This window comes from Streptomyces sp. NBC_00286 (assembly GCF_036173125.1).
GTDB lineage: Bacteria > Actinomycetota > Actinomycetes > Streptomycetales > Streptomycetaceae > Streptomyces.
Map to the genome: position 1 here is coordinate 2,660,189 of NZ_CP108054.1, position 13,627 is coordinate 2,673,815.

General features: G+C 68.2%; 5 protein-coding genes. 1 reads left to right on the plus strand and 4 read right to left on the minus strand.

Annotated features, from left to right (window positions below):
- Positions 1-91 precede the first annotated feature (91 nt).
- The 4 genes from OHT21_RS12000 to OHT21_RS12015 all read right to left on the minus strand — a co-directional run bounded on the left by OHT21_RS12000 (position 92) and on the right by OHT21_RS12015 (position 10,534).
- Positions 92-931: a helix-turn-helix domain-containing protein gene (locus tag OHT21_RS12000; protein ID WP_328768254.1), complete on the minus strand. Its 840-nt coding sequence runs from the start codon at positions 929-931 to the stop codon at positions 92-94.
- A gap of 270 nt (positions 932-1,201) precedes the next feature.
- On the minus strand, positions 1,202-3,952 hold the full coding sequence (locus tag OHT21_RS12005; protein WP_328768255.1) for a DNA translocase FtsK: 2,751 nt from the start codon (positions 3,950-3,952) through the stop codon (positions 1,202-1,204).
- Between the two features lie 133 nt (positions 3,953-4,085).
- Complete coding sequence (locus OHT21_RS12010) at positions 4,086-4,766, minus strand: response regulator (RefSeq protein WP_328768256.1); 681 nt, start codon at positions 4,764-4,766, stop codon at positions 4,086-4,088.
- Positions 4,767-5,044: 278 nt separating this feature from the next.
- The gene (locus tag OHT21_RS12015; protein ID WP_328768257.1) at positions 5,045-10,534 is read right to left on the minus strand and encodes a HAMP domain-containing protein; all 5,490 of its coding nucleotides are present in this window, start codon (positions 10,532-10,534) and stop codon (positions 5,045-5,047) included.
- Positions 10,535-10,835: 301 nt separating this feature from the next.
- Between OHT21_RS12015 and OHT21_RS12020 the strand changes: the two genes are divergently transcribed.
- Complete coding sequence (locus OHT21_RS12020; RefSeq protein ID WP_328768258.1) at positions 10,836-13,586, plus strand: SpoIIE family protein phosphatase; 2,751 nt, start codon at positions 10,836-10,838, stop codon at positions 13,584-13,586.
- Positions 13,587-13,627: the final 41 nt, after the last annotated feature.

The following is a 13,627-nucleotide window of genomic DNA, read 5'->3' on the forward strand; positions in this document are numbered from 1 at the left end:
CCCACGTCGACGGGGTTGGCCGTTCTTGGCCAACCCCGTGCCCGCCTGCCCGAAAAACCCGGTGCCCAGCTGCCCCTTAATGCCGTGTGACTCAGCCGACCTCGGGATCGCCCTTCGTGTACGTCAGCCGCTCGACCCCTCCGGGCCGGAACTCGTCATCGATCTTCTTGCCGTTGACGTACAGCTGGAGTGCACCCGCGTCACCGAGGACGAGGTCGATCTTCTCCTTGTCCTGGAAGGTCTTGGAGTCGCCCTGCTCCAGGAAGCCGTCGAACAGCCGTCGGCCGTTGTGGTCGTGGGCCGAGATCCAGCTGCGCCCGTCGGGGGCGGTCACCTTGACGGTGACCTTGTCCTGCGGCGCGGCCGCGATGGCGCTGTCCGACGGGTCGGGCGTGGGGTCGGCGGTCTTGTTCGGCTTGCGGTCGGGGGACTTGGTGGCGGCGGGCGTGGAACCCTCGGCGACCTGTGTCTTCGCATCGGCTCCGTCGTCGCCGTTGACCAGCGTGAACCCGACGAAACCGATCACGGCGACGATCGCGGCGACCATGGCCGCGGTCCAGTTCGGCCGCTGACGCTCCGGACGGATACGTTCCGCCTCGAACAGCGGTGCCGCCGGCGTCGGCGCCGGACGCCCGCCGTGCTCGGCCGCGAACTGCGCGAGCAGCGGATCCGGATCGATGCGCACAGCGCGCGCCAGGGTCCGGATGTGACCGCGAGCATAGACATCTCCACCGCAGGCAGCGAAGTCGTCCTGCTCGATCGCCTGCACGATGGCGATGCGGACCCGGGTGGCGTTACTGACATCGTCGACGGTCAGCCCCGCGTCGATACGCGCCTGTCGCAGCACGCTGCCGATCGAGGGACGGTCGTCTTCTTCGAAGGGACGCTTGTCCTCAGGGAAGTTGTCCTCAGGGGAGTTGCCGATGGACACGGGGGCGCCTTTCGAGCGTATAGCCACCTGTGCTGGAGGTTCAGTTTATGGGGGGTACGAAAGGGTGGGGCAACCGGGCGGTATGACTTTGTACGCCATCAGAATGGCCGGACATCCTGAGGGTGGGACACGTACCTGTCCCTCCCCTCAACTTGACGTGCGCCGAAGGGAAACGGTTGCTCGCCGCTTCTTTACGGATGAGTCACGTTCGCGCATCGTCGACCCACTCGCACAGGGACCCGGCCCGCACCGATTCCTGACGGTGATTCCTTACGGTTGAGCCTCCCCACGGATCACCGCTAGCACTCCGTCCAGCTCGTCAGGTTTCACAAGAACATCACGAGCTTTGGAACCCTCGCTCGGCCCGACGATGTTGCGGGACTCCATGAGGTCCATCAACCGCCCGGCCTTGGCGAATCCGACGCGCAGTTTGCGCTGGAGCATCGAGGTGGATCCGAACTGCGTGGAGACGACCAGTTCGGCCGCCTGGCACAGCAGGTCGAGGTCGTCGCCGATGTCCTCGTCGATCTCCTTCTTCTGCTTGGTACCGACCACGACGTCGTCCCTGAAGACCGGCGCCATCTGGTCCTTGCAGTGCTGTACGACCGCCGCGACCTCGTCCTCGGTCACGAAGGCGCCCTGCATACGGACCGGTTTGTTGGCCCCCATCGGCAGGAAGAGCCCGTCGCCCTTGCCGATCAGCTTCTCGGCGCCGGGCTGGTCGAGGATGACGCGGCTGTCGGCGAGCGAGGAGGTGGCGAAGGCGAGCCGGGACGGCACGTTCGCCTTGATCAGACCGGTGACGACATCGACGGAGGGCCGCTGGGTGGCGAGGACGAGATGGATGCCGGCCGCGCGCGCGAGCTGCGTGATGCGCACGATGGCGTCTTCGACGTCCCTGGGGGCGACCATCATCAGGTCCGCGAGCTCGTCGACGATGACCAGGAGGTACGGGTAGGGCTGGAGCTCACGCTCGCTGCCCTCGGGCAGCTTGACCTTGCCGTTCCTGATGGCCTCGTTGAAGTCGTCGATGTGCCGGAAGCCGAAGGCCGCGAGGTCGTCGTAACGCAGATCCATCTCCCGTACGACCCACTGCAGCGCCTCGGCGGCCCGCTTCGGGTTCGTGATGATCGGCGTGATCAGGTGCGGAATGCCTTCATACGCGGTGAGTTCGACGCGCTTGGGGTCGACGAGCACCATGCGGACGTCCTCGGGGGTCGCCCTGACCATGATCGACGTGATCAGACAGTTGATGCACGAAGACTTACCGGAACCGGTCGCTCCGGCCACCAGTACGTGCGGCATCTTCGCGAGGTTGGCCATCACATAGCCGCCCTCGACGTCCTTGCCGAGCGCGACGAGCATCGGATGGTCGTCCTCGGCCGCGTCGGCCAGCCGCAGTACGTCGCCCAGGTTGACCATCTCGCGGTCGGTGTTGGGGATCTCGATGCCGACCGCCGACTTGCCGGGGATCGGGCTGATGATCCGCACATCCGGGCTGGCGACGGCGTACGCGATGTTCTTGGTGAGCGCGGTGATGCGCTCGACCTTCACGGCGGGGCCGAGCTCGACCTCGTACCGCGTGACCGTCGGGCCGCGCGTGAAGCCGGTGACGGAGGCGTCGACCTTGAACTCGGTGAAGACCGTGGTGAGCGACTCGACGATGGCGTCGTTGGCGGCGCTGCGCGCCTTGCCCGGGCCGCCGCGCTCCAGGAGGTCGAGCGACGGCAGTGAATAGGTGATGTCGCCGGAGAGCTGCAACTGTTCGGCGCGCGGCGGGAGTTCGCGCGGCTCCGCGGGGGGCGCCTTGGTGAGGTCGGCGACCTCGGCCTTCAGCATCTCCTGCTTGGGCTTGCCGCCCTTGCTGCGCGCTGCCGGCACCGGCGTTGTCTCCTGGTACCCACCACCCGTGTCCTCGCGGTCCCCGCGGTCCGCCCCGACGCCCTGCGTCAGATCGGCCACGAGCGCCGAGGGCGGCATCCCGTGCATCACAGCACCGTCGAGCGCCGCTGCGGCCGCCGCGGCCACGTCCACCGCGTCCCTCTGCCGGTCAGCGGCAGGCTGCTGTGCTGCGGGCCGCCTGGAGCGACTGCGGCGCTTGGAGAGCGCCTCCTGCTCGGCGCTGTCCGGGTCGTACTCCTCGGACGTCCGGGGGGCGGAGCGGCGCTTTCGGGAGCGCGCGGGCAGAGCCTCGCGCCACTGGTCGTCGTAGCGCTCGTCGTCTTCGCTGACCTCGTCCTCGGCCGCCTTCGGCTGTACGAGGCCGAGCTTGATGCCGAGCAGCCGCAGCCGCTGCGGAATGGCGTTCACGGGCGTCGCCGTGACGACCAGCAGCCCGAAGACGGTCAGCAGCACGAGGAGCGGTACGGCCAAGACCTGGCCCATCGCGTACGTCAGCGGCGTCGCCGCGCCCCAGCCGATGAGCCCGCCGGCGTCCCGTATCGCCTGCATGCCGTCGCTGCGCGCGGGCGCCCCGCAGGCGATGTGGACCTGGCCGAGCACGCCGATGACGAGCGCGGACAGGCCGATGACGATACGTCCGTTTGCCTCGGGCTTCTCGGGGTGCCGGATGAGCCGTACGGCGATCACCGCGAGCAGGAGCGGCACGAGCAGGTCAAGGCGGCCGAAGGCGCCGGTCACCAGCAGCTCGACGAGGTCGCCGACGGGGCCGCGGAGGTTGGACCAGGTGCCCGCGGCCACGATCAGGGCGAGGCCGAGCAGCAGCAGGGCGAGTCCGTCCTTTCGATGCGCCGGGTCGAGCCCCTTCGCGCCCCGCCCTACGCTTCGGAACACGGCACCGACGGCGTGTGCGACACCGAGCCAGAGGGCGCGTACGAGCCTGAACACGCCCCCGGTGGGATTGGGCGCCGGCTTGGGCGGCGCCTTCTTGGCCGCGGCCTTCTTCGCGGGAGCCTTCTTGGCCGGGGCTTTCTTCGCTGGGGCCTTCTTCGCCGCAGCCTTCTTCGGAGCGGCCGCTTTCTTCGCGGTCGACTTCTTGGCTGCGGGCTGACGTGAGGCCATGAGGGTGAGGTTACCGGGGCAGACCACTGTGGACACGTGTGCCTTGCGCTTCACCCATTCGTGTCGCACCCCAGCGCGGCGTCAAGTTGACGGGGCCTCAACCGCCGTACCGGATCGCCGGCGTTGTGCAAACTCAGTTCTGCGAAGGGAGCGAAGCCGCGCCGTTCCCCGAGCCCGGTTCCAGCGCGTCCAGCGCCCTGCGCAGTCCCGTGAGCTTGCGCTCCAGATGCGCCGCGGTCGCTACCGCCGCCGCATCCGCCGAGTCGTCGTCGAGCTGCTTGGACAGCGCCTCGGCCTGCTCCTCCACGGCCGCGAGCCGCGCGGAGAGTTCGGCGAGCAGTCCGGCCGGTTCCTTGGCCTCGGCGGTCTTGCCGCCACCGCCCTCCAACTGGAGCCGCAACAGAGCTGCCTGCTCCCGGAGTTGGCAGTTCTTCATGTAGAGCTCGACGAACACGGAGACCTTCGCCCGCAGCACCCACGGGTCGAACGGCTTGGAGATGTAGTCCACCGCGCCCGCCGCGTATCCCCGGAAGGTGTGGTGCGGACCGTGGTTAATGGCGGTGAGGAAGATGATCGGGATGTCCCGGGTCCTCTCCCGCCGCTTGATGTGCGCAGCGGTCTCGAAACCGTCCATGCCCGGCATCTGGACATCCAGCAGAATGACCGCGAAATCGTCCGTGAGCAGTGCTTTGAGCGCTTCCTCCCCGGACGATGCCCGAACCAGTGTCTGATCGAGCGCAGAGAGGATGGCCTCCAGCGCCAGCAGATTCTCCGGCCGGTCATCGACCAGGAGGATCTTGGCCTTCTGCACCATGGCCCGTCCTCCTCGCCCCGGCAGTGCACCGGGCGCCGCCCCAGGGGACGACTCCCTTACGCCGCCCGTCCTTGTGCCGGTCATGGTAGCCGCACCCCGCCTGTCGCCACACCCTGTCACCGCGATGTCACTGTGCACGTAGCAGAAACGCGGCAGGAGACCAGAAGGTTCCCCGATTCCCGGGTTTCTACACAGGTTCGGGCACGGTCAGTCAGCAGGTCCGCGTGCCCTGGTCCCCCATGTTCGCTGTGCACGTGAACAGCGGGGACCCGATCCGGTCATCGCTGGCGCATCCACCGGTCCATCACCTCGAGCAGATGATCGGGATCGACCGGCTTCGTCACATAGTCGGAAGCCCCCGACTCGATCGCCTTCTCGCGGTCACCCTTCATCGCCTTCGCCGTGAGAGCGATGATCGGCAGGCCGGCGAACTGGGGCATCCGACGGATCGCCGTCGTGGTCGCGTACCCGTCCATCTCGGGCATCATGATGTCCATCAAGACGACCGTGAGGTCGTCGTGCTGCTCCAGGACCTCGATGCCCTCGCGGCCGTTCTCGGCGTACAGAACCGACAGTCCGTGCTGCTCCAGGACGCTGGTGAGCGCGAACACGTTGCGGATGTCGTCGTCGACGATCAGCACCTTCTCGCCCTCGAAGTGGAAGACGTCCCTCGTCCGGCCGGACGTCTCCTCATCGCGCGTGGCCCAGGGCTCCTGGGCCTGACCCTGCTGCCCCGACAGCGCCTGCCGCTGCCCGGCAGAGGGCACCGACCTGCGGCGCCGCCTGAAGAGCGCGGCCGCCCCGTTCTGAGTCTCCTGGTACGACTTGACCTCGGCGGGCGTCTCCACAGGTGCCCCGTCATCGGCCCCTGGGGGCAGCGCGAGCGCTCCGTTGTCCATCGCCGGTGCCGCGAGCTGCGGGTAGCCCTGGGGCGGCAGTTCGCTCGCGTGCAGCGGCAAATACAGCGTGAACGTGGAGCCCCGTCCCGGCTCGCTCTGGGCATGGATCTCACCGCCCAGCAGCCGTGCGATCTCCCGCGAGATGGACAGCCCCAGTCCCGTACCGCCGTACTTCCTGCTCGTCGTGCCGTCCGCCTGCTTGAACGCCTCGAAGATCACCCGCATTTTGCTTGCCGCGATGCCGATGCCGGTGTCGGTCACGGAGAACGCGATCAGATCGGCGTCCGCGTCCCGTAGCGAGCCCGCCTCCAGGAGCTGCTCCCGGATGGCGACCGGCACGTCCGCTCCGGCCGGCCGGATGACGAGTTCGACCGCTCCGGAGTCGGTGAACTTCACCGCGTTGGAGAGCAGGTTGCGCAGCACCTGGAGGAGCCGCTGCTCGTCCGTGTGCAGCGTGGCGGGCAGTTCCGGAGAGACCCGTACGGAGAAATCGAGGCCCTTCTCTGCCGTCAGCGGACGGAAAGTGGCCTCTACGTAGTCGACGAGTTGGACCAGCGCGATGCGCGTCGGCGATACGTCCATCTTGCCCGCCTCGACCTTGGACAGGTCGAGGATGTCGTTGATCAACTGGAGCAGGTCGGAACCGGCTCCGTGGATCGTCTCGGCGAACTCGACCTGCTTCGGGGTGAGGTTGGAGTCCGCGTTGTCCGCGAGCAGCTTGGCGAGGATGAGCAGCGAGTTGAGCGGCGTACGCAGCTCATGCGACATGTTGGCGAGGAACTCGCTCTTGTAGCGCATGGAGACCGCGAGTTGCTCGGCGCGCTCCTCCAGGACCTGCCGCGCCTCCTCGATCTCGGTGTTCTTGACCTCGATGTCTCGGTTCTGCCGCGCCAGCAGCTCGGCCTTCTCCTCCAGTTCGGCGTTGGACGCCTGGAGGGCCTTCTGCCGGTTCTCCAACTCGGCCGACCGCTCCCGCAGTTGCTCGGTCAGCTCCTGCGACTGTTTGAGCAGCACCTCGGTCTTGGTGTTGACGGCGATCGTGTTGACGCTCGTCGCGATCATCTCGGCGATCTGGTTGAGGAAGTCCTTCTGGATCTGTGTGAACGGCTGGAACGACGCCAACTCGATCACTCCCAGAACGGTCCCCTCGAAGAGCACCGGCAGCACGATGACATGCGCCGGAGGCGCCTCACCGAGCCCGGAGGCGATCTTCAGGTACCCCGGCGGCACATTGTCGACGAGGATCGTCCGCCTCTCCTTGGCGGCCGTCCCGATCAGCGTCTCTCCGGGCCGGAAGGACGTCGGCATGGACCCCATGGAGTAGCCGTAGTGCCCGAGCATGCGCAGTTCGTACGAGTCGTCGCCCGCGGCGCCCACGTCCTTGCCGTCGTCCAGGGGCATCGCCAGGAAGAACGCGCCGTGCTGCGCCGAGACCACCGGAGTCAGCTCGCTCATGATGAGCGAGGCCACGTCGGCGAGGTCGCGGCGGCCCTGCATCAGACCGGAGATACGGGCCAGGTTGCCCTTCAGCCAGTCCTGTTCCTCGTTGGCGATGGTGGTGTCGCGGAGGTTGGCGATCATCTTGTTGATGTAGTCCTGAAGTTCCTGGATCTCGCCGGAGGCGTCCACGTCGATCTTCAGGTTGAGGTCACCACGGGTCACCGCGGTCGCCACGCGCGCGATGGCTCGTACCTGCCGGGTCAGGTTCCCGGCCATCTCGTTCACCGACTCGGTCAGGTCGCGCCAGGTGCCGTCGACGTCGCGTACGCGCGCCTGGCCGCCCAACTGCCCCTCGGTGCCCACCTCGCGGGCGACGCGGGTGACTTCTTCGGCGAAGGACGAGAGCTGGTCGACCATCGTGTTGATGGTGGTCTTGAGCTCCAGGATCTCGCCGCGCGCGTCGATGTCGATCTTCTTGGTCAGGTCGCCCTTGGCGATGGCCGTGGTGACCATCGCGATGTTGCGCACCTGGCCGGTCAGGTTGGACGCCATGCCGTTCACGGACTCGGTGAGGTCCTTCCATGTACCGGCGACCCCCGGGACGTGCGCCTGGCCGCCGAGGATGCCGTCCGTGCCCACCTCGCGGGCCACCCGGGTCACCTGGTCGGCGAACGAACTGAGCGTCCGCACCATCGTGTTCACGGTGTCCGCGAGCTGAGCGACCTCGCCGCTCGCCTCGACGGTGACCTTCTTGGTGAGGTCGCCGTTGGCCACCGCCGTCGCGACCTGCGAGATGTTCCGCACCTGGTTGGTGAGGTTGGCCGCCATCACGTTGACGTTGTCGCTCAGGTCCTTCCAGATGCCCGTGACGCCCGGCACCCGCGCCTGTCCGCCGAGATTGCCGTCCGTGCCCACCTCGCGGGCCACCCGGGTCACCTGCTCGGCGAAGTTGGACAGCTGGTCCACCATCGTGTTGACGGTGGTGACCAGGGCGAGGATCTCGCCCTTCGCGTCGACGGTGATCTTCTTGGAGAGGTCGCCGTTGGCGACCGCCGTGGTGACCTCGGCGATGTTCCGCACCTGAATGGTGAGGTTGTTCGCCATGAAGTTGACGGACTGCGTGAGGTCCTTCCAGGTACCGGAGACGCCTTGCACCTCGGCCTGACCGCCGAGGATGCCCTCCGTACCCACCTCACGGGCCACTCGCGTCACCTGCTCGGCGAAGTTCGAGAGCTGGTCCACCATCGTGTTGAGGGTGTTCTTCAGCTCCAGGATCTCCCCGCGCGCGTCCACATCGATCTTCTGCGACAGGTCACCGCGCGCCACCGCCGTCGCGACCTGCGCGATATTGCGGACCTGGGCGGTGAGGTTCCCGGCCATGCCGTTCACGGAGTCGGTGAGGTCGCGCCACACGCCGGCGACACCGGGCACCTGGGCCTGACCGCCCAGCCGGCCCTCCGTGCCCACCTCGCGGGCCACCCGGGTCACCTGGTCGGCGAACGCGGAGAGCTGGTCCACCATCGTGTTGAGGGTGTTCTTCAGCTCCAGGATCTCCCCGCGCGCGTCCACATCGATCTTCTGCGACAGGTCACCGCGCGCCACCGCCGTCGTCACCTGGGCGATCTGCCTCACCTGCGAGGTGAGGTTGCCCGCCATGAAGTTGACGGAGTCCGTGAGTTCCTTCCACGTGCCGGAGACGCCGTCCACGCGGGCCTGGCCGCCCAGCCGGCCCTCGGTGCCCACGTCCCGGGCCACACGCGTGACCTCGGCGCCGAACGCGGAGAGCTGATCCACCATCGTGTTCACGGTGTTCTTCAGCTGGAGCATCTCGCCGGAGACGTCCACCGTGACCTTCTGCGACAGGTCGCCGTTGGCCACCGCCGTCGTGACCTGCGCAATGTTCCTCACCTGTCCGGTGAGATTCCGGAACGCCGTGTTGACGGAGTCCGTCAGGTCCTTCCACGTACCGGCCGCGCCCGGCACCGCCGCCTGACCGCCCAGCTCACCCTCGACGCCGATCTCCCGCGCCACTCGCGTCACTTCGGCACCGAAGGACGACAACTGGTCGACCATCGTGTTGACGGTGTTCTTCAGCTCCAGCATCTCGCCGGCGACCTCGACGCTGACCTTCTGCGACAGGTCACCGTTGGCCACCGCCGTCGTCACCGCGGCGATGTCCCGCACCTGAGTGGTGAGATTCCGGAAGACCGTGTTCACCGAGTCGGTGAGGTCCTTCCACGTTCCCGCCGCACCCGGCACATTCGCCTGACCTCCGAGCCGGCCCTCGCCGCCGACCTCGTTGGCGACCCGGGTCACCTCATCCGCGAACGTACGCAGCGTCTCGGTCATCTGGTTGATCGTCTCGGCGAGCTGCGCCATCTCACCGCGCGCCGAAACCGTCACCTTCTGCGACAGGTCACCGTTGGCAACCGCCGTCGTCACCTGCGCGATCCCGCGGACCTGAGCCGTCAGATTGCCGGCCATCAGATTCACCGAATCGGTGAGGTCCTTCCACACACCGGCCACACCGGGCACCTGCGCCTGCCCGCCGAGCTCGCCCTCCGTGCCGACCTCGCGCGCGACTCGCGTCACCTCGGAGGAGAACGAGGACAGCTGGTCCACCATCGTGTTGACGGTGTTCTTGAGCTCCAGCATCTCGCCGGCCACATGAACCGTGACCTTCCGGGACAAGTCCCCCTTGGCGACCGCCGTCGTCACCAGCGCGATGTCACGCACCTGAGCCGTCAGCCGGTACGCCATCGTGTTGACCGAATCCGTGAGGTCCTTCCACGAACCGGACATCCCGCGCACCTTGGCCTGCCCGCCCAGCTTGCCCTCCGTGCCGACCTCACTGGCCACACGCGTGACCTCGTCGGTGAAGATGGACAGCTGGTCGACCAGGTTGTTGACCGTACGTCCGACCTTCAGGAACTCCCCGCGCAGCGGATGCCCACTGCCGTCCGGAGCCTGCGTCCGCAGTTCCATACGCGGCGACAGATCACCGTCGGCCACCGCGGACAGCACCCGGCCGACCTCGGAGACGGGGCGCACGAGGTCGTCGACCAGCGCGTTGGACGCGTCGATCGCCGAGGCCCAGGAACCCTCGCAGACGCCCGTCTCCAGGCGCTCCGTGAGCTTTCCCTCCCGGCCGACCATGCGCCGTACGCGCGACAGTTCGCCCGTCAGATGCAGATTACGGTCGGCCACCTCATTGAAAACCGCCGCAATTTCGGACATAACGCCGTCGCCGGACACGGTCAGCCGCTTACGGAAGTTCCCGTCCCGCATCGACTCCAGAGCCGCGAGCAGTCTGTTCAGCGCAGCGGTGTCCACCTCGGTGGTTCCGTTGCGCGGTTTGCGCTGGTTACTCAGGGACTGTCCGCCTTTCGCGCGCGCTTTGTTGCCCCGCGTCGCTGCGCCAGACTCCACTGTGTCCCTCCCGCAAGGGTCGACCACTACTGCTCGGCGTGTTCGGGTAGTGCACTGCGTGTTTGCACCATCTCTTGAAGCTTGCCCAGTGTTTCACCGTGCCTGAACCAGGCCATAACAGTTCGGCAGCTTCGCACATGGTCCGCACACACCCTCCCGGACGGAAACACTGTGGTGACCGGCATCCGCATGGACGGCGAAGGTAAGTAACCTTGCATGCGGCTGTCCAGCCACGCCGGTCCGACCGGCCTGGGCGGTGGCACGAGCACGAGCGGGCAGGCATCGGAGGGGCGGCCTCACCATGACCACCGGAGTGCATCCTGGGGGACAGCCACAGGATCCCGGACAGACAGGCAACGGCCAACTGCCGCGGCAGGGGCGAGTCGGCCATGAGGCCCTGCCCGAAGAGACCCGGACAAGGAGTGCTGTGATCACCGCTCGCGCGGCCGCCAGCTTCGACCCCGTCGGACGGTCCGTCGCAACCGCTCGGTCCTTTGTCCGTGACACCCTCCAGGGCTGGGGTTTCGGTGACATCGTCGACGACGCCGTGGTCCTCACCAGCGAGCTCGTCACCAACGCCGTCGTACATGCGGGCACGTCCGCCGATGTCCTGTGCCTGCGCACCGAGGACGGCGTACGCATCGAAGTAGCGGACCGCTACCCGGAGCGGGAGATTCCACTCCAGGCGACGGCCGTCAACATGGGCAGCCCCGACCGCGAGGGCGGCCGCGGCCTCCAATTGTGCGCCGCCCTGGCCGCCGGCTGGGGAGTCGAGTACACGCCCACCCACAAGCAGGTCTGGTTCCAACTCGACCTCCCGGACCGCCCCGTGGGCACCCGCGCCGCCGGCCCCGCCCTCCCGGCCGACCTCCTGCCCCTCGCCGACGGCCGCGTACGCGTCGCCGTCGTCCAGATCGACCGCACCGGCGCCATCTCCGCCTGGAGCGAAGACGCGGAGGAACTCTTCGGGTACGCAGCCGAGCAGGTCATCGGCAAGCCGCTCACCGACCTCGCGGCCTGGCCGCACACCCCCGGCACCAGCACCGGCATCGCCGAGGCCCTCCAGCTCTCGCGCTGGGAGGGCAGCTACGGCATCCGCGACGCCAACGGCCGCGTGACACCCGTGTACGCCTCGCATCTGCGCGTCCGCGACACCGGCGGCGAACCCTCCACGGTCTGCCTCCTCGTACGGGATCACGAGCGCGCCGTCCTTCAGACTCCCCTGCGCGTACCCTCCGCCGACTCGGCGACACTCTCCGAAGGCGGCCAGGCAACCGACCCCTTCGAGGTGTTCATCGGCTCCCCGGCCCCGGACGACCTCGACGGCCTCCTCCAGCGCACCGTTGAGCGCGCCCGAGACATGCTCGACGGCGACTCCGCCTTCCTCCTCCTGGCCACCGACGACGAGACCGAGCTGGAGGTACGCGCCTCCACCGGGCTCCCCTCCGCCCGCCAGCGCTTCGCTCGCGTCCCCGTGGAGGCGGGCCCCGGCCGGTACGGCTCGGCCAGGATGCCGGCCGTCCACGACGACCTCACGGCCGTTCCTGGCGCCGTACCGCTGCTGAGCGGCACGGGCATGCGCTCGGTCGTCACGGTCCCGCTGAAGGTCGAGGGCCGCCTCACAGGCTCGCTCGGCGTCGCGGCCGAGTCCCCCGCGCGGTATTCGAACGAAGAGGCCCTGCGCCTCCAGTTCGCCGCCGACCGCATCGCGCTCGCCGTCGAATCGGCCCGACTGGGCGAGCTGGAGCGTCTGCGCCGGGGCTCGCTGTCCTTCCTCGTAGAGGCCTCCGACCTCCTCGCGGGCACCCTGGACCGCGATCAGACGCTGGCCCTCATGGCACAGATGACGGTCCCGACCCTGGCCACCTGGTGTGCCGTCTACACGATTGCCGACCAGGCCTCGGACCCGTATCTCTCGTACGTCCTGCATGAGGACGAGGAGCGCATCGACGGCCTCAAGGCCCTCCTCTCCAAGATCGCCCCACCGGACCCGGTCCCGACCCCCGGCGCCCGCGTCTGGTCGGCCCCGGCCGAGGCAGCCCACGAGGCGGCCCTGCGCACCTCCATGCGCAGCCTGGGCCGCGGCGAGCCCGCGACGGTCAGCTCCGGCATCGGCACGACCCTCGCCACGGCCTCGGCGGTCGGCGGCGAGACGGTCGTACTCCCCCTGGTGGCCCGCAACCGCGTCATCGGCATGCTGACGCTCGGCAAGCCGACGGACGAACACTTCCGCCAGGAGATCCTGGAACTCGCCGAGGACCTCTCCCGACGGGCCGCCCTGGCCCTGGACAACTCCCGCCTGTACTCCGAGCGCATGGCCATCAGCCAGTCCCTCCAGCGCAGCCTCCTGCCGCCCGAACTCCCGGTCATCGAGGGCGTGGAGGTCGAGGTCATCTACCGCGCGGCAGGCGAGGGCAACGAAGTCGGCGGCGACTTCTACGACGTCTTCCCGATCCGCGACGGCGCGTACGGCTTCGCCATCGGCGATGTCTGCGGTACGGGCCCGGAGGCGGCCGCGGTCACAGGCCTGGCCCGCCATGCCCTCCGCCTCCTCGCCCGCGAGGGCTTCGGTGGCCCGGCCGTCCTGGAGCGCCTCAACTCCGCGATCCTCGACGAGGGAGCCCGCAGCCGCTTCCTGACGCTGCTGTACGGCGAGTTGTGGCCCCAGGACGACGGCAGCGCCCTACTGAAGATCGTCTGCGCCGGCCATCCACTCCCCCTGCGCCTGCGCCAGGACGGCACAGTCGAACCGGCCGCCGAACCACAGCCCCTCCTCGGCGTCATGGACGATCTCGAACTGTACGAGCAGACGGTGACGCTCGATCCCGGCGACGTCCTCCTGTGCGTGACGGACGGCGTCACCGAACGACGCGAAGGCACCCGCATGTTGGGCGACGACGGCCTCACGGACGTCCTCACCACATGCACGGGCCTGACCGCCGGCGCGGTCGCCGCCCGCATCATGCGCGCAGTAGAACGCTTCGCCTCCGACGCCCCGTCAGACGACATGGCCATCCTGGCCATGCGCGTTCCAGGCCTCCACAAGGACTGATCAAGTCCTGGCATACGAAAAAGGCCTCCGCCCGAATCGGA